At 44.7% G+C, this 24,402-nt stretch carries 21 protein-coding genes; 18 read left to right on the forward strand and 3 right to left on the reverse strand.

Going from position 1 to position 24,402, the window contains the following annotated elements; genetic code table 11:
- Positions 1-139: 139 nt before the first annotated feature.
- On the forward strand, positions 140-1,138 hold the full coding sequence (gene ccpA, locus ABWW58_RS00915; RefSeq protein WP_353867424.1) for a catabolite control protein A: 999 nt from the start codon (positions 140-142) through the stop codon (positions 1,136-1,138).
- Positions 1,139-1,313: 175 nt separating this feature from the next.
- Here the strand turns inward: ccpA and ABWW58_RS00920 are convergent, their stop codons facing one another.
- From ABWW58_RS00920 to msrC, 3 genes are all read right to left on the reverse strand, one after another.
- Entirely contained in the window at positions 1,314-3,959 is a 2,646-nt protein-coding gene (locus ABWW58_RS00920) for a transglycosylase domain-containing protein (protein WP_353867425.1), read from the reverse strand.
- A 1,308-nt stretch (positions 3,960-5,267) separates the two neighbouring features.
- The gene (gene rpsD, locus ABWW58_RS00925) at positions 5,268-5,870 is read right to left on the reverse strand and encodes a 30S ribosomal protein S4 (RefSeq protein ID WP_093671916.1); all 603 of its coding nucleotides are present in this window, start codon (positions 5,868-5,870) and stop codon (positions 5,268-5,270) included.
- A gap of 268 nt (positions 5,871-6,138) precedes the next feature.
- The gene (gene msrC / locus ABWW58_RS00930; protein WP_353867426.1) at positions 6,139-6,588 is read right to left on the reverse strand and encodes a free L-methionine (R)-S-oxide reductase MsrC; all 450 of its coding nucleotides are present in this window, start codon (positions 6,586-6,588) and stop codon (positions 6,139-6,141) included.
- A gap of 174 nt (positions 6,589-6,762) precedes the next feature.
- Between msrC and refZ the strand changes: the two genes are divergently transcribed.
- The 17 genes from refZ to ABWW58_RS01015 all read left to right on the forward strand — a co-directional run bounded on the left by refZ (position 6,763) and on the right by ABWW58_RS01015 (position 24,369).
- On the forward strand, positions 6,763-7,422 hold the full coding sequence (gene refZ / locus ABWW58_RS00935; RefSeq protein WP_353867427.1) for a forespore capture DNA-binding protein RefZ: 660 nt from the start codon (positions 6,763-6,765) through the stop codon (positions 7,420-7,422).
- A 385-nt stretch (positions 7,423-7,807) separates the two neighbouring features.
- Positions 7,808-9,499, forward strand: coding sequence for a septation ring formation regulator EzrA (gene ezrA, locus ABWW58_RS00940; protein WP_353867428.1), 1,692 nt, complete (start codon positions 7,808-7,810; stop codon positions 9,497-9,499).
- Positions 9,500-9,768: 269 nt separating this feature from the next.
- Positions 9,769-10,911 (forward strand): cysteine desulfurase family protein, encoded by a 1,143-nt coding sequence (locus tag ABWW58_RS00945; protein WP_093671922.1) that lies wholly within the window; start codon positions 9,769-9,771, stop codon positions 10,909-10,911.
- 5 nt (positions 10,912-10,916) lie between these two features.
- Positions 10,917-12,116 (forward strand): tRNA uracil 4-sulfurtransferase ThiI, encoded by a 1,200-nt coding sequence (gene thiI, locus ABWW58_RS00950; protein WP_353867429.1) that lies wholly within the window; start codon positions 10,917-10,919, stop codon positions 12,114-12,116.
- Between the two features lie 120 nt (positions 12,117-12,236).
- Positions 12,237-12,428: an alpha/beta-type small acid-soluble spore protein gene (locus ABWW58_RS00955; RefSeq protein WP_093671926.1), complete on the forward strand. Its 192-nt coding sequence runs from the start codon at positions 12,237-12,239 to the stop codon at positions 12,426-12,428.
- A 737-nt stretch (positions 12,429-13,165) separates the two neighbouring features.
- Complete coding sequence (locus ABWW58_RS00960; RefSeq protein ID WP_353867430.1) at positions 13,166-14,362, forward strand: ATP phosphoribosyltransferase regulatory subunit; 1,197 nt, start codon at positions 13,166-13,168, stop codon at positions 14,360-14,362.
- Positions 14,359-15,009 carry an ATP phosphoribosyltransferase gene (hisG, locus tag ABWW58_RS00965; protein WP_093671932.1) on the forward strand — a complete coding sequence of 217 codons (651 nt, stop codon included), beginning with the start codon at positions 14,359-14,361 and terminating at the stop codon, positions 15,007-15,009. Before ABWW58_RS00960 ends, hisG begins: the two co-directional genes overlap by 4 nt.
- The gene (gene hisD / locus ABWW58_RS00970) at positions 14,996-16,279 is read left to right on the forward strand and encodes a histidinol dehydrogenase (RefSeq protein ID WP_353867431.1); all 1,284 of its coding nucleotides are present in this window, start codon (positions 14,996-14,998) and stop codon (positions 16,277-16,279) included. Before hisG ends, hisD begins: the two co-directional genes overlap by 14 nt.
- Complete coding sequence (hisB, locus tag ABWW58_RS00975; RefSeq protein ID WP_353867432.1) at positions 16,272-16,865, forward strand: imidazoleglycerol-phosphate dehydratase HisB; 594 nt, start codon at positions 16,272-16,274, stop codon at positions 16,863-16,865. The genes hisD and hisB overlap by 8 nt, the downstream gene beginning before the upstream one ends.
- On the forward strand, positions 16,862-17,521 hold the full coding sequence (gene hisH / locus ABWW58_RS00980; protein ID WP_353867433.1) for an imidazole glycerol phosphate synthase subunit HisH: 660 nt from the start codon (positions 16,862-16,864) through the stop codon (positions 17,519-17,521). The genes hisB and hisH overlap by 4 nt, the downstream gene beginning before the upstream one ends.
- Positions 17,521-18,243 carry a 1-(5-phosphoribosyl)-5-[(5-phosphoribosylamino)methylideneamino]imidazole-4-carboxamide isomerase gene (gene hisA, locus ABWW58_RS00985; RefSeq protein ID WP_353867434.1) on the forward strand — a complete coding sequence of 241 codons (723 nt, stop codon included), beginning with the start codon at positions 17,521-17,523 and terminating at the stop codon, positions 18,241-18,243. The genes hisH and hisA overlap by 1 nt, the downstream gene beginning before the upstream one ends.
- Positions 18,243-19,001: an imidazole glycerol phosphate synthase subunit HisF gene (gene hisF / locus ABWW58_RS00990; RefSeq protein ID WP_353867435.1), complete on the forward strand. Its 759-nt coding sequence runs from the start codon at positions 18,243-18,245 to the stop codon at positions 18,999-19,001. The genes hisA and hisF overlap by 1 nt, the downstream gene beginning before the upstream one ends.
- Positions 18,998-19,669 (forward strand): bifunctional phosphoribosyl-AMP cyclohydrolase/phosphoribosyl-ATP diphosphatase HisIE, encoded by a 672-nt coding sequence (gene hisIE / locus ABWW58_RS00995; RefSeq protein WP_353867436.1) that lies wholly within the window; start codon positions 18,998-19,000, stop codon positions 19,667-19,669. The genes hisF and hisIE overlap by 4 nt, the downstream gene beginning before the upstream one ends.
- Before the next feature lie 248 nt (positions 19,670-19,917).
- Positions 19,918-20,502: a DUF2953 domain-containing protein gene (locus ABWW58_RS01000; protein WP_353867437.1), complete on the forward strand. Its 585-nt coding sequence runs from the start codon at positions 19,918-19,920 to the stop codon at positions 20,500-20,502.
- A 4-nt stretch (positions 20,503-20,506) separates the two neighbouring features.
- Positions 20,507-20,977 carry a GerW family sporulation protein gene (gene ytfJ, locus ABWW58_RS01005; protein WP_353867438.1) on the forward strand — a complete coding sequence of 157 codons (471 nt, stop codon included), beginning with the start codon at positions 20,507-20,509 and terminating at the stop codon, positions 20,975-20,977.
- 1,189 nt (positions 20,978-22,166) lie between these two features.
- A complete protein-coding gene (locus ABWW58_RS01010) occupies positions 22,167-23,141 on the forward strand; it encodes a class I SAM-dependent methyltransferase (protein ID WP_353867439.1) in 975 nt (324 codons plus the stop codon).
- 22 nt (positions 23,142-23,163) lie between these two features.
- Positions 23,164-24,369, forward strand: coding sequence for an acetate kinase (locus tag ABWW58_RS01015; protein ID WP_353867440.1), 1,206 nt, complete (start codon positions 23,164-23,166; stop codon positions 24,367-24,369).
- The last annotated feature ends 33 nt before the right edge of the window (positions 24,370-24,402 follow it).

Below are 24,402 nucleotides of genomic sequence, written 5' to 3' on the forward strand. Positions count from 1 at the left end.
AATTTGATAGTATTGGAAATAGGCATCAGTAGCTAATTGGTGCGTATTTGAGGTACGGAAAAATGAAAACGTTGTAGAGCGTGAACCGGTGTTCAGGCTGACTATAGAAAAAATAGTGGATTTTGAGGAGGAATAAGCATTGAGCGCAACGATTTATGATGTAGCCAGAGAAGCAGGCGTTTCGATGGCTACTGTTTCTCGAGTTGTGAACGGCAATCCAAATGTAAAACCAACAACTCGGAAAAAGGTGTCCGAGGCTATAAAAAGGCTTGGTTACCGTCCGAACGCAGTTGCTCGCGGTCTTGCAAGTAAAAAGACGACAACGGTCGGGGTGATTATTCCCGATATTTCCAGTGTCTATTTTTCTGAACTTGCTCGTGGAATTGAAGATATTGCGACGATGTACAAGTATAACATCATTCTTTGCAATTCCGATCAAAATAAGGACAAGGAGATTCGTCTGCTTCAGACACTTCTTGGCAAGCAAGTCGACGGTATTGTCTTTATGGGTGGGAAAATCGATCAGGAACATATCGAAGAATTCAAACAGTCCAATGTTCCGATTGTCCTGGCATCAACTGTGGACGAGCAACAAGAAATTCCTTCAGTTAATATCGACTATGAACAAGCGGTTTTTGAAGTGGTTTCCAAACTGATTGAATCAGGCAATCAACGCATTGGATTTATCAATGGTCCTGTTGACGTACCGATTAACGGCAAGTATAAATTGAATGGCTACAAGCGCGCCCTTGAAGCCCATCATCTTCCATTTGAAGAATCATTAATAACCGAAGGCGACTACACCTATGAATCAGGAAAGGAAGCTACGGCTCAATTTCTCAGTCAGGAGATTAAACCAACGGCGATTTTTGTTGATTCAGATGAAATGGCGATTGGAACGATCCACGAGATTCAGGATGAGGGCTTGAAGGTTCCGGATGATATTGAAGTCGTCAGCAGTGAAAATACGCGTCTCGTTCAGATGGTTCGTCCGACGCTGACGAGTATTGCTGAACCAACTTATGATATTGGGGCGGTTGCAATGCGTTTGCTGACTAAATTGATGAACCATGAAAAAGTGGACTCAATTACAGTTGTGCTTCCTCACCGCGTGGACAGCAGAAAATCAACAAAGTAACGGGTGAGAACATTAGTATTCGCCAAGCTTCTAGTTGGTCTAAACCCGTTTTCTTTCCGGATTACTTATGCCTGTTTTCCTTAAGTTCTTTACTTTTTTCTAGTGTAAAAATCCCCCGTTGCAAAGGCACTTTGTGTGATGCCTACGCAACGGGGGATTTTTTTACCTATTATTTTTAAGGGCGAATTTTACCTAGCAGCTCAGGCTTAGCTGCACGAAGATCCGTATAAGGAAAGCGCGAATTTAAGAAATCAGGCTTGAACTTGAAGAGTCCGCTTTCAGCTTTTTGCTCTTCCTGTTCTTGATTTTGATCGGGTTGGTCTTGACCTTGGCCTTGATCCACAACGGGAGATTCCTCTGAATTCTGCTGCTCAGTAAAAGGCTCAAGTGCCTCAATGGCTTCTGTTGGTGCATATTTTTGATTCATTAGGTCGTTGACCTCGAAGCCGGCAGCTTTACAATACTCGGTTGGCTTGCCGTCTGTGAGGCCGCAATAGGTTTGTTTTACAACTCCCTGCGGTTGAGTGAAGCGTTTTTTAGGCGCCATTAAGTCCGGATCTACATCGTATGCACGATTGGCAAAACCCGCCCACAGTTGCTTGCTTTGCGTTGAATAGGTATTACGGTTCAGTTGCTGGTTGTGAGCATACCCAACCCATACCCCCATCGTAATATTTGGGTTGGATGCGACGAGCCATCCGTCGTGCCAATCCTGTGAGGTTCCGGTTTTGCCAATTAAATCTGAATTGAATTGCAGCATCCCGCGAAGTGATGCTCCGGTGCCGTATGTGAACACATCGCGCATCATATCCTGCATTAAGTAATTGGTTTGTTTGGAGAAAACTCGGACGGGTTCCGCTTTGTGCTGATAGATCACCTTTCCTGAACTATCCGTAATTTTATCGATCATATATGCATCAACAAATGAACCCCCGTTGGCAAAAGTGGTATAAGCATTGGTATTTTCTTCTATTGTAATACCTTTTGTAATACCGCCAAGTGCAGCGGAGACGTTGTATCCGTCCGACCCGACAAGGGAGGTGATGCCCATTTTTTTCAAGTAATCAGGTGCCTTAGTTGTGACTGCGCTTAGTCTTGTAAAGACGCTTACAGCTGGAACGTTGTGTGAGGCGGCCAGTGCGGCGCGAGCTGTTTCAAAGCCATGGAAGACGGCGCTGGTAGATGTCGAGCCATAATCGGTTGGCGCGTACACTTTCCCGTTCACAATACGTTTATATGGGAGATCGGGAACGATTGATCCTGGCTGGATCAATCCGAGTTCCATAGCTGGTGCATAGACAAGCAGGGGCTTCATGGTTGAACCGTTCTGACGCGGCACCTCCGTCGCATAATTTAACTCGGAGCTGTCAAAGCCGCGACCGCCAACGAAGCTGATGATCCGGCCTGTTTTGTTCTCAATGAGCATGGAACCAACTTGCATTGGGTCGCTGACCTTTTCCATTTTATTTGTTTTGCTGTTTTTTACTTCTAAAATCTGTCCGTTCGTCCTGCGCGCATACTGGCTTGGACTATATCCTGAATAATTTCGTGCGAATGATTCCATATCATCGTAGATTGGTTTGTTGATTGTCGTGTAGATCCGATAACCCCCGTCTGCCAAGTTTAGGGAGGCGTTGTCCAGAAAATTAGTGAACAATGAGTAGTGATTTGCTATTGAAGAATAGTCATAGTCATGCAGCTTCGCAATCTCCTTTAGATTGCGTCCGTGATACACATTGTTGTTATACTCATATACGATTTTTTTGTAATTTGAATAATCCGTGTAGAGTTTGTCGCTATTGTAGCCTTGCTTTTGAGCCATCAGTTTAGCAAGAATGACCTTCGTCCGGTTTTCAATTTCTTTAGATAAGTAGGGATAATCGTCATTTATAGAATTTCCGCGCTTCGCAAAATGTTTCTTGTAGTCATAGTTCATCGCCTGATTCAGCTGCTTTTTGTTTATATAACCGGCAGCATACATCCGGTGCAGCACGGTATGTGCTCGATTGATACCAGCGGATAAATCATTTTTCAGCCCGCCATGGTTCTGAAAAGGGGAATATGTAAATGGGTTTTTCGGTAAGCCGGCGATAAACGCTGCCTGCGCAATTGAGAGCTTGTTCGGCTTTACGTCGAAAATGCCTTCGGACGCAGTTGTCGCACCCGCAATATTTTTTCCTGATGCGTCTCGGCCAAACGAAGCCATATTTAGATACGATTCAAGAATTTCATCCTTCGTGAAAAACCGTTCCAGGCGCATGGCAAGCAATATTTCTTTGAATTTTCGATCAAGAGAAACTTCATTGGTTAAAATCTGATTTTTCACAAGCTGCTGCGTGATCGAGCTTCCACCGGTAACTTGAGGCTTATGCAGCAGCTCTTCCACGCTGGCACGAATGACCGCCTTAGGAACAACGCCATGGTGCTGATAAAACAATTCATCCTCAGTCGCAATGACCGCGTGAGTTAAGTGTGGCGACATTTCACTCAACTTTGTCTTTGTTTGAACAAGATCGCTGTTCAATTTGCCGATGGGAATATTGCCGGCAAAGTAGCTCACGCTGCTCTCAGAATAGTTGCTGATATCATGTTTTAATGTTTTATAACTGAGCACGGGCTGGTCGCGCACAAGAGCGGCAAAATAACCGGATACGGTTCCTGCCGTGAAAAATAGTCCGATAATGATTACGGATAGCGTGAGCAATAGAGAATCCCAGATGATTCCGGTTATTGATTGGGTTACTTGGACTACTGAGCTTGAAGCCCATTTTTCCGCCAACCGGTCGAAAAAATCGGAAAAGCTTTTTAATGGGGCATGCATTCGCAAATCTCCTCTAAAATTTAGTCATCTCTAGCATGTAACATTCAGAAAAATTTAATTAAAGCTTCTTATATATTAGCGTAAATCACAGAGGTTGAAAAGAAAAACCGACCAGAGCTCGTTGCGACGGCCATGGCCGGCCTAGGATCTGGTGATTCCGCCGAATGCGGTGACTTTGGTGTTGCTCTCGGTAAGTGAGCGCCATTAATCGAAGCACCTTAAGTTTTTCCCTGCCAATTAGAAAAAACGGGCAAAAAGCGCCCGGTCCTTAATCTCCAGCCATGTGTGATGGTTTTGTGTCTTTTCGGTGCTGAATCGTCGCTTCGGTTACTCGCTTGCCGCGGGCGCACCGCGAGCCTCCTCAAACAGGCAGAAATCTGCGGGGTCTCGCCGGCACCTAATCCCGCAGGCGCCCTCGTACCTCCGCTTTGATTCTCGGCCAAGACACTGGTCTATTGGTTTGAAAACGTGCAAAATAATAAACTTTCTTTACTTGTTAGAAAAACCGGGAAAAAAGCACCCGGTCCTTACTTCCGCAGGACGCGGTGACTTTCGCGTTGCTTGCAGGACATACTTCCACAGGATGTGGTGGCTTTCGCGTTGCTTGCAGGACGTATGCGTACTTAGCGAAAGCTCCCTTACACTTAGCGAAAGCTCCTTCGAAAGATCCTCACATACGAAAGCTCCTTTGCTCCAAATACCGTTTTGAATCATCAACTTTGTGCGTGAACAGACATTTCTATGATCCTTAATTAAGTAACGAGTAAAATAAGCGGAGATTTTCCGCTTATATGCATCCTGGCGCTTGTTTCACAGGTAAATAAGGGTAATTTTTCCGCTTATGCACAGAAAAAACCGCCATTTTCACGTTTTTCGATTCGATAAGCGGAATTTCTCCGTCTATTTAAGCAATTTTTTCATTCATTTGCTAAATAAGCGGAATTTTTCCGCCTAATTCTCAGATTGGGCGCTTACCTGATCGCCCCACGAATCTTATGACCTTATCGTCGTACCGGCAAGGCAAAATGCTATACTTTCTTAACTTGTTAGAAAAACTGGGTTGCACTTGGCCTTTACTTCCGAAGGATTAGGTTGCATCAGTGCTGCGGTTACTCGCTTGCCGCGGTCGATCCGGGAGCCTCCTCATACATGCTTTTATCTGCGGGGGCTCCCCTGGCCCGCAGGCGTCTCGCGCTTTCGTGTCTGGCTATATTTTCTGGGTCAGCATGCTCAAGATCTTATACTTTCTTGCCAGTGTAAAAAGGACCTTCCCAGTAAAACCGGGAAGGTCCTTCACAGCAAGACAAATTATTTTGAATAGAATTCGACGATCATTGCTTCTGTAATCTCCGCAGGGAGTTCCGAACGTTCCGGAAGTCTGTTGTATGTGCCTTCCAGAGTCTTTTCGTCAAAGGTTAGATATTCCGGAACAAAGTTGTTTGTTTCCAAAGCATCTTTGATAATCACGAGGTTGCGCGATTTTTCACGGACACCAATCGTTTCACCTGGTTTCAGGCGGTAAGACGGGATATCGACGCGTTTGCCGTTAACCGTGATATGACCATGGTTAACCAGCTGACGTGATTGTCTGCGTGTTCTTGCAAGACCAAGACGATAAACAAGGTTATCGAGACGAGATTCAAGCAGAATCATGAAGTTTTCGCCGTGTACGCCTTTCATTTTTGCTGCATCATCAAAAATGCGGCGGAATTGACGTTCGTTAACCCCATACATGAAACGAAGCTTTTGTTTTTCTTGTTGCTGACGACCATATTCGGACAACTTAATACGTTGTGTCGGACCATGTTGTCCCGGTGCATAAGGGCGCCTTTCGAGTTCTTTACCTGTGCCGCTGAGTGAAATACCCAAACGACGAGATTTCTTCCAAACTGGACCAGTATAGCGAGCCATTGACTGACTCCTCCTTCGTCATTTTATTCGAGAATGCCGTGAATGAACGCATTCATTCATATGCAAACTCAAGTGGTATAAAATGACACCTTTGCAAGCTCTTCAAAGATATTTTGCTATCTTGCACCTTCGCCCAGGCAGTCTAGGTTACGCAGTACACCTCTTCAACAACTAAAGAGGAACAAAATAGAAATGCTTTGAACCCATGCAATGCTGCCTCATTTTACACGAATGCAATTATACCTTTTTTAAAGGCAAATTGTCAAGCTTAGAGATAGGTAACCAGTGTTTCCGCAAAAGCTTCAAGAAATTGCTGGTCATCTTCGGAAAAACGGTCGCAAATCGGGCTGTCAATATCGAGTACGCCGATCAGTTCGTTATCTTTAATCAGCGGAACCACAATTTCTGAACGGGATGCCGCGTCACACGCAATGTGCCCGGGAAATTCATGAACGTCAGGGACACGAAGAATTTCTCGCTCCTTAGCTGATGTGCCGCACACGCCTTGCCCCATTTTGATACGCACACAGGCTGTTCTCCCTTGAAAGGGTCCGAGTACCAACTCGCCATCTTCCAGTAAATAAAAACCGACCCAATTAATTGTATCGAGGCATTCATTCAACCATGCAGAAGCGTTGGACAGGTTCGCAATTCGATTTGATTCATCCTTAATTAATGATTCAAGTACTTGAATTCTTGTTTTATTGACAGAATTCATTTCTTTCCACCTCGATCATATGAGAAAGTACTCTAATTTTAGCAGAATAGCGTAGATTTTTCAGCTGATATGTCGAAAGGTTTTTAGAGGGTAGACGTTCTTTAAGCCGAACGTTTATAGTAAAAGGATCGGTAAACGCAGGTCCCTATGCCAAAGAGAAAGGTGAGACTCGATATGCCAACGAAAAGTTTGAATCGGGTAAGTGGCAAAAAATCTAAAGAAGCGGTTGTTCACTCGGCTCTTAAATTGTTCAATATGAGCGGATACGATGGGGTTTCTGTTCGCGCGATTGCATCAGACGCAGGCGTCAACATCGCGCTTGTCTCCTACTACTTTGGTGGAAAACAGGGCTTGCTGGAACATTTAATGGCTACTTTTTTTGAAGGATACTTAAGCACTTTAGAGAAAGCGGAGCAGGAGACATCGGGACAGATTTCATCAGTGGAACGTTTGACCATTGTTGCTGAGCAATTAATTCGGTATCAACAGCACTGCTTCTATCTTTCACGGTTTGTACACCGAGAAATGACATTGGACAATCAATTAGTGCGAGAACTGATGTCGAGCTATTTGATGAAAGAAAAATTTCTGTTCGCACGCATCTTTAAGAAAATTTTAAATGGCAGGCAGATGGATCAGATGCAAATTGAGTTTGCCATCATTCATTATCGTGATTTGATTATTACACCTTTTCTTCAGCCTCAATATTTACGGGAAGTTTTTTTCATACAGCCGAGCGAACAATCCTTCTGCACGCAGTATATGCGATTCATTCGTGACTGGGCCAGCAGGTTGATTTGTCGTCCGGATGGCAGTTTTTACAACGATAAATAGTCTGCAATGCAATGAATAGAGGGCACTTATACATAAGTGAATCCGCGTCTTAGCGCTATCTTATTGATTGCATCACGCTTGGTGGCAACCGCGCGTGTAATGGTGAAAAGGTATATGTGTCAAGATACTTGGCAGGCTTCGGTTCAGCTGGCGAGTTTGTTTGTGTTTACAGCAATTAAACGGAAGAAAGGGTCCTCTGCCATCAGAACTAACTCTGTGAAGCCTGCGTTCGTGTACCGTTTACTCACTTCAAATGGGAGCACCACTTGGGTAAATCAAAGTTAAATCGACAGTTTCTTTAATTTATTGACCTAAAATCACTTTATTTTGTTACAATATAGTCATTATAAGTGTGCGTTTCATGCGAGAATGGGGGAAGTTCCGTATGCTGTACTATGTGTTGGTTGGCTTAATTTTGATAGTGGTCTTTATTGTTGCTTATGGCGGTTGGATGAGAAAGAGAACATTCGCTGACATTGATCGCGCAGAAACGCGACGAGCGGATCTTATGAATCGTCCGGTGGCAATGGAACTCTCGAAAATTAAGCAGCTTAATATGGCTGGAGATACAGAGACAAAATTTGATAAGTGGCACAAGGATTGGGACACGATTGTGAGCCAGTCTTTGCCGGGTATAGAGGAAACGTTATTCAATGCAGAGGAACTTACCGAGAAGTATCGTTTTCATAAAGCGGAGCTTCTAATTAAAGAAGTGACCAAAAAAATGAATGTGATTGAAACACATATTGAGGAAATCCTTGGCGAGCTGAACGTCGTTGTCGAAAGTGAGACGAAGAATCGAGCAGACGTCACTCCGATTAAAGAAACCGTTCACCAAATTAAGAAGGATATCATTACCAAAAGAAGCCAGTTTGGACGTACGCTTCCTTCGCTCGAACAATCCATGAAAGCTGTAGAAGAGCAATTAAAAAAATATGAGGCCGAGACGGAGAACGGCAATTATTTGGATGCTAGGCAAATTCTGATCAATGTACGATCATCAGCAGATCAGCTTCTAAACCAAATCAGCCGCGTCCCAGGTCTGTATCATGATCTATTGAAAACTATTCCTGATCAGATGAAAGAGCTTCGCCAAGGTGAACGAGAGATGACTGATCAAGGTTATCCTCTAGACCACTTGCAGATTAATGATCAACTGCAAGAGGTGGAGAAGCATTGCCAGTTGCTAGCGACCGCGGTAAACACACTTGAACTGGATGAAGCGGATCAGGGGCTAAAGAGTGTGCACGAACAATTGGACTGGCTCTACACGCAGCTCGAGAAAGAAGTGGTAAGCCGCAGCCGGCTTCAGGAAGTGGCGCCGACTATTGAAGTTAATATGGAGCGCATCGGTGGAAAAATAAAGGATCTCAATGATGAGACGGAAATCGTTCGTGACAGTTACCATATTACTGACGACGATCTTAAGATGCAGCGCGATCTAAGCAAATCATTTCAAAAGTTGGAGAATACGCTCAATGAAACGCGTAACGAAGACCACAAAGAAGCATTCAGTTTGATTTTCGATAAGCTCGAGGTACTGAAAGCAGAATTGACCGATATGGAGACGGTTGCCGACGAATTCAGCGAGAAGATAAAGGCGCTTCGCAAGGATGAAATGAGTGCCAGAACAAAGATTCAGGATCTGAAACGGCAACTTTTTGAGACGAAACAACTGATTCTAAAAAGCAATTTGCCGGGAGTTCCGGGTTCATTTGCGTCGGCTCTGCAAAAAGCAGGCGAACAGCTCAATTCAGTAAATCAGAAACTGGATGAAAAACCGCTGAATATGGTAACAGTACAGACATTGCTTGCTCAAGCGAGTGAGGATATCAATGATGTCTTCAATCAGGCAGAAAAACTGGTTGAAACAGCAAATTTTGCCGAGGAAATGATTCAGTATGGCAACCGCTACCGTACGGACTACCCGGATATTGATCAGGCATTAAGAGCAGCCGAACAACATTTTAGAAACTACGATTATCAGGCGGCGGTTGAAACCGCGGTTCGTGCGGTCGAAAAGAAGGAGCCAAAGGTCTTGAAACGTACCGAGTTGTTTGAAGAACGCGAGGTTTGACTATGGAAAAAAAAATACTCATGTTACGATTCAGACAAGGTGGGCACTAATGAATAATAGTACCCTTGCTGACACTGATAAGAATGTATAAAAATAAAGGATTCAAGGAAACGCGTGTAAGCGGTCCGGCATAAACGCCATGTCCTGTGGCAAGCCGGACACTAGGCCGTCCATGGCCGTAGCGACGGCGATTTCGCCTACGTCAGGGTTTGGCGAAGTTAAGTTTTCTAATGATATGAGTTATTTCTGAAAGGAGTTTTTACATTTTCATGATTTACTTAGATAACAGTGCAACAACGAAACCGTATTCCGAGGCAATGGATACTTATCGTACAGTCTCTGAACACTATTTCGCTAATCCTTCTTCACTCCATAGTTTAGGCGGGAAGAGCGAGCATCTGCTTACCCGTTCACGTGAACAATCTGCGGCGCTGCTCGATAGTGAACCAAGTGAGATCGTGTTTACTTCAGGTGGGACAGAGGGAAATAACCTCGCGATCAAAGGGGCGGCCTTCGCCTATCGAAACCGTGGGAAGCATTTAATTACCTCCGCAATTGAACATGCGTCGGCCGAGAACGCATTCGCTCAATTGGAAGAGCTTGGCTTTGAAGTCACCTATTTGCCGGTTAACCATAATGGCTGTGTATCCTTTGAACAGTTCAAAGAAGCATACCGCGACGATACGATCCTTGTTTCCATCATGCATGTGAATAATGAAGTCGGAACGATTCAGCCTGTAAAAGAAATCGGTGCTTTTCTGAAACAAAAACCAAAAACGGTTTTTCATGTTGACCATGTTCAGGGATTTGCTAAAGTACCGTTGCATTTGAAAGACAGTGGAATTGATCTATGTACCATTTCTGGTCATAAATTCCATGGTCCAAAAGGAACCGGGTTATTATATGTGCGTAAAGGTACTTTGCTTTCTCCCTTATTTGCCGGTGGCGGTCAGGAGCATCAGCTTCGCTCAGGTACTGAAAATTTACCGGGGATTTGCGGCATGGTGAAGGCACTTCGCCTCACATTGGAGCATGAACGTGAGGGAATTCGTCATCTAACCAAACTCCAGAACAAGCTGTTTGAAGGGCTGAAGCAGCTTGACGGAGCAGTTGTGCACACACCGGAACACAATTCGGCTCCTTCTATTGTCAATGTATCGCTTCTTGGTATCAAATCCGAGGTTCTTGTGCATGCCTTGGAAAGAGAGGATATTTATGTCTCGACAAAGTCGGCATGTTCTTCAAAAGAAAACGGTGCGAGCGGCATTTTAACCGCTATGGGTATTTCTGACGAAGAAGCCGAACAGGCAATACGGATCAGTATGGCTTATGAGACAACGGAAAAAGAAATTGATCAATTTCTACAGACGCTCGCTGAAAAAGTCGGTCAGTTAAAGATTGTAATGAGGTGAATTGAGTGATTTATGATTATTTGGTGGTTCGCTTTGGAGAAATCACCTTAAAGGGCAAGAATAAGAAACTGTTTGTTATCAAATTGGAGAATGATGTCCGAGAGAAGCTGCGCCGTTTTCCTCAACTTGAGATCAAACGTCATTTCGATGACTTGGAAATAAAACTAAATGGTGAAAAGTCGTCGGATGTACTCGAAGTAATGAAAAAAGTGTTTGGTATCCAGAACATTTCTCCGGCGATTAAAGTCGGTACAGATATTAAAGAGATCCGTGAAGGTGTCCTGCGGGTTGCTGGTCAAGAAAAAGATGCTAAGACTTTCAAGATTGCCGCACGAAGGAAGGATAAACGCTATCCGATTCATGGAAGTGAACTCAATCAGGATTTGGGCGGAGAAGTATTGACGCATTGCGATTGGCTGAGCGTAGATGTTCATCATCCGGACTTTATCATACGTGTTGAGGTCGGTTATCACGAGGCACGTATTTACGGAAAAGAAGTCAAGGGCGCGGGCGGACTTCCTGTTGGTTCAAGCGGTAAGGTAATGCTGCTCTTGTCGGGAGGCATCGACAGCCCTGTAGCCGCTTATTTAGTTGCGAAACGCGGTGCTTTAATTGAAGCGATTCATTTTCAGAGCCCTCCATACACGAGCGATCGTGCCAAACAAAAAGTAATGGATCTGTCGAAGAAACTACGTGAATTCGGCGGTAAATTTGTCCTGCATCTGGTGCCTTTTACAAATGCTCAGGTTGCGATTCGTGATGCCGTTCCTGAAGACTACAGGATCACTATCATGCGGCGTCTCATGTTTCGTATAGCCGAGAAAAAGGCTGTGCAGCGTCGCGCGCTTGCACTTGCTACCGGCGAAAGTCTCGGTCAAGTTGCCAGCCAGACGCTGGAAAGTATGAATACCATCAATGCGGTGACCAATCTTCCGATCATTAGACCGCTGATCACAATGGACAAGATTGATATTGCACAAATTGCTAAGAAGATTGACACGTACGAGATTTCTATTCGTCCGTATGAAGATTGCTGCACAATCTTCTTGCCGAAAGCACCGAGAACACGTCCCGATCGTATTCACGCGGAACGTTTTGAGCGCAACCTTGCCGTTGATGAATTGGTGAATGAGGCGGTTGAAGGAATTGAGACGATTATAATTGACGCGGATACGAACGAAGAAGAACTGAGCGGTCTTTTATAAACCAATCCAGTTTTCTTGCCTCGTGTGATTCGCAAGAATCAATTGCAATAATTACCATACCTCCTTGTGCATGTAGGAACTGAAGATTGCACATTATAATGTCACAAGGAGGTGAGAGACATGGCAGAAAATAATAGCAACCAGATCCTTGTTCCAGGTGCAGAAAAAGCTCTTGAACAAATGAAAACCGAAATCGCTTCTGAATTTGGTGTACAGCTTGGTCCTGATACGACTTCACGTGCCAACGGTTCCGTTGGTGGTGAAATTACGAAACGCCTCGTAGCAACTGCATTGAGCAGCGGCAAGTTCTAATTACGAATAGTTCCAACAAGAATCATCAAAGGACGGCCCTTGGCCGTCCTTTTTGATAAGTAAATAAAAGTATAGCGTTTTGCCTTGCCGGTACGACAATAAGTTCATAAGATTCGATTGGGTGATCAGGTAAGCGCCCAATCAGAGAAATAAACGGAAAAATTCCGCTTAATTAGAAAATGAATGAAAAAATCCCCTAAATAGACGGAGAAATTCCGCTTATCGAATCGAAAAACATGAAAATGGCGGGTTTTTCTGTGCATAAGCGGAAAAATTACCCTTATGTACCTGTAAAACAAGCGCTAGGATGCAAATAAGCGGAAAATCTCCGCTTATTTTACTCGTTACTTAATTAAGGATCATAGAAATGTCTGTTCACGCACAAGGTTGATGATTCAAAACGGTATTTAGAGCAAAGGAAACTTTCACTATAAAAGAGGAGCTTTTGCTAAGTGTAAGGGATCTTTCGCTAACAATAGAAGAACTTTCGCTAATGACGCATAGGTCCTGTAAGCAACGCGAAAGTCACCGCATCCTGCGGAAGTAACAACCGGGCGCTCTTTGCCCAGTTTTTCTAACGTACGCAAAAATAACTTTCTATTGACTTATTTTTATATTTTAGCTAAAATACACAGTACATGCTTTACTATGCTAATGAGATAAAGCGATAGAGGTTTCTTTTTTTAGTCCTATCATACATAATAAAATAGAGAGAACTGCGAGAAGGAGAAAAATTTATGTCACAGCCATATATGTTTGAGAAACCGCTCGGATTGCGCGACACATTGCCGCAGGCGGAGCAGGAAATATCGAGATTAGAAATAATTTTTCAGCGTGAGCTGCAACGTTGGGGTTATGATTTTATTAAAACACCGGCTTTGGAATACGCGGAAACGATTGGGCGTGCGTCGGCGATTTCTGATAATCGTCTCTTTAAATTTTTAGATGCAGAGGGTCATCCGGTGGTGCTGCGTCCCGATATGACAACACCGATTGCTCGAATTGCTGCATCGAGCTTGCGTGAAGAACCGTTGCCGCTTCGTTTGGCTTACACGGCCGACCTTTATCGCAGTCAGCGAAAAGAGGGCGGTCACCCGAGCGAGTTCGAACAGACTGGCGCGGAATTAATCGGCGACGCAACGCCATATGCAGATGTTGAAGTGATTTCCTTGATGATGAGTCTATTGGAGAAGAGCGGACTCGCGTCGGTACGATTAGCTGTCGGTCATGTCGGCTTCGTGAATGCTTTTTTCTATGATATTGTTAAGGATAAGAAAATTGTGAAGCATCTTCGTAATCTGCTTTACAATAAAAATGATGTCGGGTTTCATGAATACGTCACTTCTTTGAACTTGCCGAGTGACGTCGCAAAACAACTTAATAAGTTCGTCGATTCAAGAAGAATGAATAACGAAGAGACATTGACCTATTTGGAATCCTTGGTATCCGGATCTGCATCGCCGGTACAATCATATTATCGGAATATTATGGAGCTAATACATTTATTGAAATTGGATCATTTAGAAGGTCAAATTGATTTGGATATAACCCTTGTGCCGCATCTTAGCTATTATACGGGATTTGTTTTCCAAGGATTTGGGGGGAATCTTGGTTTTCCGGTTGCAAGCGGCGGGCGTTATGATGATTTGCTGGCGAAATTTAACCGCCCATGTCCGGCAACGGGATTCGGTATTCGCCTTGATCGGCTTTTGAGTGCGATCGACATCCCGGCAGGCAAGCCCGCAGGCAAGAAAAGCGCTGTGATCTATAATCGTGAAAATGCCGGAATTGCGATGCGGTTTGCAGCTGAAGAAAGAGAGAAAGGCCGCGCGGTTGTTCTTCAGCATGCTGATGGGATTGACAATCCTGAGACCTTTGAGCAGCAATTTGAAGCGGTTAATTATTTTTTGGATAGGACGGAGATAGGAGAATGAGTAAATCGGTTATTACAATTGCCATGCCTAAAGGACGGATTTTCGGCGACGCGTGTCAGCTTTTAAGAAATGCCGGTTTTCAGCTTCCCGATACTTTTGAAACAACACGCAAGCTGATCTTTGATTTGGAATCCGAGCCCTTTCGCTTTATTCTGGCAAAACCTGTCGATGTGCCTGCTTATGTTGAGTATGGAGCGGCAGATCTTGGTATTGCCGGAAAAGATGTGCTGCTTGAAAGTGGGCGAGATGTATATGAAATGGTTGATCTTGGTATCAGCAAATGCCACATGGCAGTCGCCGGATTACCGGAACGCCAGAATCGCCATCCGTTCCTCAAGATTGCCACAAAATATCCGAACATAGCGTCCGACTTTTATCGCAAGCGCGGCGAACAGGTCGATCTGATCGCATTGAACGGTTCGATTGAACTGGCGCCGATTGTCGGGCTCGCCGATGCGATTGTCGACATCGTTTCCTCGGGACAAACGCTTAAAGATAACGGACTCGTGGAATTTGACAGACTTCTTGAGATCAGCTCAAGGCTGATAGTCAATCCGGTCAGCTATCGGCTGAAAAAATCACTGATCGATCAAATCGTAGAAAAGATGATCAGGGCAACGGAGGGGACAAAAGTTGGAATGGATTAAAGATGGAAATTTGGACTTTCTGAAAAAAAGAAAAGTGGAAGCTAAAGAAGAAGCGCAAAAATCTGTTGCGTCAATTATTTCCAACGTGAAAACAGGTGGAGATGAAGCGCTCAAGGCATACACAAAGCAATTTGACGGTATTGCGTTGGAATCCATTCGCGTAACTGAGAGTGAGATACGCGAGGCAGCAGCGCGCGTGCCGGAGCAAGTGTTGAAAGCGATCAAGCAGGCGGCGCAAAATATCCGTGCTTTTCATGAGAAACAAGTGCCTCAGTCATGGACCGAGACTGTTGATCAAGGTGTTGTGCTTGGACAAAAAGTGACTGCACTTGATTCAGTTGGGGTATATGTGCCGGGCGGGACAGCCTGCTATCCTTCATCCGTTCTAATGGGTGCCATTCCTGCTCTTGTTGCAGGTGTGAAACGCGTCGTGCTCGTTTCCCCGCCTCAAAAGAACGGCCTGATCGCTGATGGCGTGCTTGCCGCCGCCCGTGAGATCGGTATTCATGAAATTTACCAAGTCGGCGGAGCGCAAGCAATTGCCGCGCTTGCCTATGGAACAGAGTCGATCCAGCCGGTAGATAAAATTGTCGGTCCAGGTAATCTTTATGTCATGCTTGCTAAAAAGCATGTATTTGGTGATGTTGCCATTGACAGTCTTGCCGGACCTAGTGAAATAGCCGTGGTAGCCGATGAGACTGCAAATGCAGGTTGGATCGCAGCTGATCTGTTGTCTCAGGCAGAGCATGATCGTTTATCAATGCCGGTTCTTGTGACAACTTCACAGGCTTTTGGAAAAGAAGTCGAGCAGGAAATTGAAAAACAACTTAAAGAGCTCCCGCGTGTCGAAATTGCTTCTGCATCCGTACACAATCAAGGGAAAATAATACTCGCCAAGGATATTCAGGAAGCAGCAGCCGCGGTTAACCAAATCGCGCCCGAACATCTTGAGTTAGCGACGAATAATCCGCATGAAATCCTACCGTTGATCCGTAACGCCGGAGCTATTTTTCTTGGAAAATACAGTTCCGAACCGGTTGGCGATTATTTCGCAGGCCCGAATCATATTATTCCAACCAACGGATCGGCACGCTACGCCAGCCCGCTTGGCGTGGACAGCTTTATCAAACACTCGAGTATTATTGAATACAGCGATGAGGCACTTCAGGCAAACGGACAGGCAATCGCCGCCTTTGCACGATTTGAAGGACTTGAAGGCCACGCGCGTGCTGTAGAAAAACGGATGAAGGGTGCTGTGATTCATGGATAATCGAACAGGCTATGTCGAACGCGACACGTTTGAAACGCAAATTAAATTAAAATTCGCACTTGATGGAAACGGCGAATCACATCTTGAAACCGGTGTACCTTTTCTCACACATATGCTTACTTTATTTACGAAGCATGGCCTGTTTTCGCTTGATGTGGACGCTCATGGTGACACAGATGTCGACGATCATCATACGACAGAAGATATAGCTATTTGTCTTGGAAAAGCTATTCGTCAGGCAATCGGCGATAAGTCAGGTATTAATCGTTATGGTTATTCCGTTGTTCCAATGGATGAGGCACTATCAGAGGTCGCTATTGATTTGAGCGGCCGTCCTTATTTTGTTTTCAACGGTCAATTTCCGTCTCAAAAGGTCGGCACATTCGATACGGAACTCGTGAAGGAATTTCTCGATAAGCTTTGTATTGAAGCTCAGATGAACCTTCATGTTACGGTTCGTTATGGTGAAAATACACATCATATGATTGAATCTGTATTCAAAGCACTCGGGCGCGCCCTTGACGCGGCTACTGTTCAAAATCCAAGAATTCAAGGGGTTCTTTCAACGAAAGGAACGCTGGGATGATCGGAATCGTAGATTATGGCATGGGCAATTTGTATAGCCTCAGCCAGGCGTTGAAAAGATTGGAACAATCTTATATCATCAGTGATGAACCCAACGAACTGGATAAAACAGATGGATTGATTCTGCCGGGTGTGGGCGCTTTTAAAGACGCAATGGCCTTACTTAATGAGAAAAAGTTGAGTGATTATCTCAGAACATATGCACAGTCCAAGCCGCTGCTGGGAATCTGTCTCGGTATGCAGCTGCTTTTCGATGAAAGTGAGGAGGGCGTTCTGACTAAAGGATTGGGACTCATCCCAGGGAGAATAACCCGGTTCTCAGGCACGTCAAAAGAAGGCGAGCGCTATAAAGTGCCGCATATGGGGTGGAACACGCTCTCATTTACAGCCCCTGAATCATGCTTGCTTAGCGGATTAAAGCCGGATCATGTCTATTTTGTGCATTCCTATTACGCAGATCTTGAAGACCCCAAGACATTGATCGCCGCAGCGGATTATTTTCGTAAAGTACCGGCGGTCGTTGGGAAGGGCAACGTGTTTGGTACTCAGTTTCACCCTGAGAAAAGTGGGTCATTTGGCCAGTCACTATTAGAAAACTACCTGAAGTTTGTCCGACAACAAGGCGGTACGTGTTCCTGCGGAAAGGAGATGTGCTGATGTTCACTGTCTATCCTGCGATTGATTTAATTGATGGAAAATGTGTACGGCTTTTTCAAGGCGACTATGATCAGTCAACCATTTATGGTGAGGCGCCGATTGACGTCGCCCGATCTTTTTACGAGCAAGGCGCCGAGTGGCTCCATGTTGTTGATCTTGATGGCGCAAAGGCGGGGCGACCGGTCAATCAGGAACTGATCGCTCGCATGGCTGCGGAGGTTCCGATTAACATTGAGGTTGGGGGCGGAATTCGCTCGATTGAAACCGTGGAGATCTACTTAAACCAAGGTGTCAAGCGCGTAATTCTTGGAAGCTCAGCAATCAGCGATCCGGAATTCTGCAAACAGGCGCTGCATCGATATCCGGAATCTGTTGCCATTGGTCTTGATGTGAAGAACGGCAAGGTCGCGGTACGCGGCTGGCTCGAGGTCTCCGATCTTAGCGCGGCTGCTCTTGCTAAGCAGCTGATTCAGGAGGGTGCCGAGCATTTTATTTATACCGACATTTCGAGAGACGGAGCACTGCGGGGAGCTAACGTAGCCGCAGTTGAAAAGTTGGCCGAAGAAATTGGCAAGCCCGTTGTCGTATCCGGCGGTGTGACAACACTTGACGAAATCAAACAGATGATTCACAATCACCGGGTAAGCGGGGCAATTATCGGCAAGGCACTTTATACGAAGCAGATCGAACTCAGCGAAGTAATAAAGGCGGTGAAAAACTGATGCTTGCAAAACGTATTATCCCGTGTTTGGATGTAAAAGATGGGCGCGTTGTCAAAGGCAAACAGTTCGTTCAGCTGCGTGACGCGGGCGATCCCGTCGAACTCGCGATGTTTTATAATGGCGAGGGAGCGGATGAACTTGTATTTCTTGATATTTCAGCTTCCAATGAAGGAAGAAATACAATGGTTGAAGTTGTGAAGCAAGTTGCTGCTAAACTCAACATTCCCTTCACAGTCGGTGGCGGCATCCGTTCACTCGATAATATTAAAACGTTGCTTCGTGCCGGAGCTGACAAAGTCTCACTGAATAGTTCCGCGGTGGCGAATCCCGGCTTGATTAAGGAAGGCGCCGATTTTTTCGGTAATCAATGCATTGTATGCGCCATCGATGCAAAATGGGATCCGAAATCAAGTACATATAAGGTCTACACTCATGGCGGACAACAAGAAACACAGCTTGACGCGATAGAATGGGCAAAGAAGGCAGTCGAATTAGGCGCCGGAGAAATTTTGCTCACAAGTATGGATCAAGACGGAGAGAAGAACGGATTTGAACTGAATGTGACGCGTAAGATCAGTGAGGCGGTTGGTGTTCCGGTTATCGCTTCGGGAGGTGCCGGAAAGGCATCTGACTTTCTTGACGCCTTTGAAGAAGGCAAAGCGGATGCTGCGCTTGCTGCCTCAATTTTTCATTATAGAGAAACCTCAGTATCAGCTGTTAAATCTTTCCTAAAACAAAAGGGAGTGGCAATACGATGAACGTTGAAACGTTAAAATTTGATCAAAATGGACTTATACCTGCGATCGTTCAAGATGCGCAGAGCAAAGAAATCTTGATGATGGCTTACATGAACAAGGAATCAATCGAAAAGTCGCTGGAAAGCGGAGAGACTTGGTTCTTCAGCCGTTCACGTCAAGAATTGTGGCACAAAGGCGCCACCTCAGGCAACACGCAAAAAATTGTTGATTGGGCAATTGACTGCGATTCCGATACATTGCTTGTCAAGGTAGACCCTGCAGGCCCTGCTTGCCACACAGGTGAATACAGCTGCTTCGTTCCGGAGAAGAGCGACAAGCAGGAAGCGGCGGCTGCGGGAGCGGATCGTTATGAAATTCTTGCTGAACTGGAGCATGTAATCGCGAAACGCGAAGCAGAGCGTCCGCAGGGTACGTACACCACATACTTATTCGATGAGGGCATCGACAAGATCCTCAAGAAGATTGGTGAAGAAACATCAGAAGTTATCATTGCTGCGAAGAATCGTTCAGTTGCAGAACTTGAATGGGAAGTTTCAGATGTTATTTATCACACCCTCGTCATGCTTCGCGAACAAAAGGTTGGATTTGACCGCGTACTTCGCGTGCTGGAACAACGGCACCGTGATAAAAGTGAATTCCAACGAGAAAAGGCGAAAGACATAGAGTGAGCGAATGCCAAAAGCCCGGGAGGATACATCCTCTTGGGCTTTTTGTATGTTTTTGGCGGATTTACCGGATACTAGTTGTGAACTACCTCGGAACAGTGTACCTTGCCCAAAAAGGGTAGAGGTCATAGAACGTATGGTCACTTTTTCCAATGAGGCCGTCCGGGACATTGATGCAACTCGGTAGTCGGTTACTGAGTTGAATTCCATTGGCGGTCTGTATAAAAAGGAACGAAAAAGGAGCGTTTACGGTGCGCCTGTTCATTATTTTGTCGGGAGTAAGTGTGGGTCTCATGGTATTTATCATTTTTTTGATTTTGAGAAGCACGCTCACTTTATGCGTCAAATGTTTGATCGGATCGCACCGTTTTGAATGGTATGCAGACATCTATTTGTGGCGAAGAAAAGTCTGGACATACCAATTGAGGCGTGCCAAAGGAAAAACGAAAAACAAATCGACTGTGAAGAAGTTGGATAAACAGCAAATTGACGATGAAGTAGACGATGAAGCGTTGTATGGTAAATTAAAGCAGATAATCCGCATACTGCGAACCGTTCCGAGTGGGAAGATTAAAATCAGCCATCTGGTTTGGATTACGACATGCGGTACGGGCGATGCTTCAGAAACCGCACTTCTTTGTGGTACTATCTGGTCGATCAAAGCTTCAACGATGCCATGGATTGCTCCGCTTAGTTCAGACCGTCCAAGGATCAATGTGGTGCCGATGTTTCAGAGAAAATGCTTGAACTCAGACTTATCATGCATGTTTCAAGTGAGGATCGGAGACGCTATAGCTATGATCAAGAAAATCAGACGCCAATTGAAAGAAGGTTAAGCATATGGCAGATCATCCAATACAGGGATTGATGAAGACCGCGCTTGAAAGCCTCCAATCTATGGTGGATGTGCGCACGATTGTCGGAGATCCCATCGAAACAGAAGACGGGCACACAATTATCACTTTGTCAAAGGTTGGATTCGGCTTTGTTGCCGGCGGTAGTGAATTTAACACAAAAAATGAAAATCCAGATGAAGAACCAAGCGAAGAAACCGAGGCCTACCTGCCATTCGGCGGAGGAACCGGCGGAGGGGTGTCCATTACGCCAATCGCCTTTTTGATTATCGGAGATGAAGGCGTTAAGACCATTCATTTAGATAACAACACTCATTTATATGAGCGTCTGATTGATCTCGCACCGCAAACCATTGATAAAATAAAAGAAATTATTGAGAAAAACGGTGTGGGTGGCGGTGGCGGTGCTCAAAAGCGGAAGAAACGCCGCAACGAATGGCAGGACGAAGAATTCTAACAGATACAATTTGGTAAATCAGAATGAGCGCTATGCGTCATTCTGATTTTTTTTCAAGATAAGAAAGTAAAAAATTTTTGGCTTAGTAATAGTGTAAACCAAACACGAAAGCGCGAGACGCCTGCCCCGCAGACATCAGTCTGTTCGAGGAGGCTCCCGGATCGCCTGCGGCAAGCGAGCAGCTGGAGTGTTGCACAAGCACAAGGTTAATGGCAAAGGACCGGGCTTTGCTCGGTTTTTCTTCCAGGTAAAGAAAGTTTATCGTTTTGCCTTGCCGGTACGACGATATGGTCATAAGATTCGGATGGATGATTAGGTAAGCGCCAAATCTAAGAAATAAACGGAAAAATTCCGCTTATTTAGAAAATTAATGAAAAAATAGCTTGAATAGACGGAAAAATTCCGTTTATCGCATCGAAAAACGTGAAAATAGAGGGTTTTTCCGTACATAAGCGGAAAAATTACCCTTATTTACCTGTAAAACAAGCGCCATGATGCAAATAGCCGGAAAATCTCCGCTTATTTTATTCCGGCCACGGTACTTAATCAAGGATCAAAATGATTCATGAACTAGAACTGTTTGTTCAAGACAAGCTTGATGATTCAAAACCGCATTTAGCGAAAGTCATCACATCCTGCGGAAGTAAGGACCGGGCGCTTTTTGCCCGGTTTTTCTTAGGATAAAGAGGAGGTTTAATAAGTCCTATTGTTTTAAAACTGGATGAATGAGCTTGAAATGATTTCATTGTACTGGGTACGGGCACATCGAATCAAATTTCCCTGACAAGTCAAAAACATAAAAAATAATTTCTTTTCAAGGTAAAAATGAAACGAATCATTCCGTAATCACGTAATTATAAAGACAGATTTTATCCGTTTGTCGCGCGTTTGTGTGACAATTGCTCTGTTCGGAGATTTAGTCTATAGTTAACTATAGAAGCTATGGAAAGTATGAACGCTGGTGGAGAACGAATGAAAAATGGGCAGGCAGTCACAATCCGGGTATCCGCGTTGATGAGTTTGGGTATCCTGTTTCTGTTATGTATACATATTTTTAATCAGTTAATGAGTCAAAGTATTATCTTTTGGACAAATATGTGTAATCAATCCTTTAATGAGAAAGGAAATTTTTTCAGCTTAGCTGTATAATATACAATGTAAGCGCTTCATACATTTGGGGGAAATCGTTTTGCAGACAACAACAGTTAGTGAACTCTTTTCAGTTTTTGATCAAACAACATTATTCATAAAAAAAATAAGGGAAACGGATTATCTGACCACCTTGTGTGAGGCAGTCGAAGGATTAGCTCAAGACGAGATCAAGGACGAAGAATTATTGGGCAAGTTAAAGCCGCTTTATGATCGTTATTATAGTCAGAAAGTGACAGCGGAGGATGTGAGACGGGCGCTGCAGCTTGCAATGTTGAAAGGCATGAAAGCCTCCCCGCAACCCAATCATGAAATGACACCGGACACCATAGTGATTCTGATCGGTCATATGATTGCAATGCTTGCCGGAAAGAAACCATTCTCGATCCTTGATCCGGCGGTTGGATCGGCAAATCTGTTAACCGGCATCATGAATCAGTCTGAAACCGATGACATTTTAGCTTATGGAATTGATGCGGATCCTTTGTTAATCAGGCTTGCGGCTTCGAACGCCAATCTGCAGCAGAAAGAAATCCAGCTGTTTCATCAAGATGGTTTGAAGCCAATACTGATCGATCCGGTTGATTTTGTTGTTTGCGATGTTCCTATTGGTATTTATCCTGATCAAGAATCTGCGAAGACATATGCACTGAAGGATGTGGCTGAAAAGCCGCTGACACATTTCTTATTTGTGGAACAATGTTTGCGCAAGTTGAAAACCGACGGCTATTTTCTTTCGCTGGTGCCTAACCATCTATTCTCTGATGATCAGGATCATGTCTTTCATGATTTTATTCACGAAAATGCTACAATTCTTGCATTGATCCAGCTTCCGGTTTCTCTGTTCACTAAGGGTGAGCAAGCAAAGAGCATTCTATTGATGCAGAAGAGGTCTGGAACTCAAACACATGCCAAACAAGCGCTCCTCGCGGAAATGCCTGACTTCTCTAATGAAGTGAAGATGCGCAAATTCATGCAGCAACTAGATCATTGGTTTCTGCACCGTTCGGTTTAAGAAGACGAGAGGGTGATCGACTATGGCTTTAATTCTCGCGATCAACGCCGGCAGCTCATCGCTGAAGTTTCAGCTTCTGGATATGCCTGCCGAGCATCTGGTAACCAAGGGCTCGGTTGAGCGTATTGGTTTGTCGGATTCGATTTTTACAATTAGTGTTAATGGTGAAAAGCAGCAGGAAATCGCCTCAATCTCAGATCATGAAGTGGCGGTAAGGATACTGCTCGATAAACTCACTGATTTGAAAATTGTCCGTTCTTTGAAAGAAATTGAAGGGATTGGCCACCGTGTTGTCCATGGGGGAGAAGCATTCGACGATTCCGCACTGGTCACTGATGATGTTATTAAAAAAATTGAAGATTTGTCCGAACTGGCGCCTCTTCATAACCCAGCGAACCTAGTTGGTATTCGCGCTTTTCGCGATGTACTGCCGAATGTGCCGGAAGTTGTTGTGTTTGATACCGCCTTTCATCAAAGTATGGAGAATGAGGCTTTTTTATACAGTCTTCCCTATGAATATTATGAAAAATACGGTATTCGAAAGTATGGGTTTCACGGCACGAGTCACAAGTATGTCGCTTACCGTGCAGCTGAACTTCTTAAACGACCGATTGAGGAATTACGCTTGATCACTTGCCATCTTGGAAACGGTGCCAGTATTACTGCAGTCAGAGGCGGCAAATCGATTGACACATCAATGGGATTTACGCCGCTTGCAGGATTGACGATGGGAACACGTTCGGGGGATGTCGATCCGGCTCTCATTCCATTTATCATGGATAAAACGGGTATGAATGCGAACGAAGTCATTAATGTGCTGAACAAGAAGAGCGGCTTGCTTGGTCTTTCAGGTTTCTCAAGCGATTTGCGGGATATTGAAAAAGAAGCAAAGCGGGGCAATAAACGCGCCAAGCTGGCAATTAACGTTTTTGTGGAACGGATACAGAAATATATTGGTTCGTTTGCAGCGAAAATGGACGGAGTCGACGCAGTTATTTTTACGGCTGGAATCGGTGAACATAGTTCTGAGGTGCGCGGACATGTACTTAAAGGACTCGGGTTTATGGGTATTGATTGGGATGCGGATAAGAATAAAATTAACGGTCAGGAAACATTCATCAATACGGATAAATCCAAAGTCAAAATTATGGTGATACCAACCAATGAAGAAGTCATGATTGCTAGAGACACGGTTCGTCTGTCCAAGCAGCATCAAAAAATGAAGTGAGATTCTGCTTGTGCTGTTTAATAGGTACTGTAT

This window comes from Sporolactobacillus caesalpiniae (genome assembly GCF_040513385.1).
Taxonomy (GTDB): Bacteria; Bacillota; Bacilli; order Bacillales; family Sporolactobacillaceae; genus Sporolactobacillus.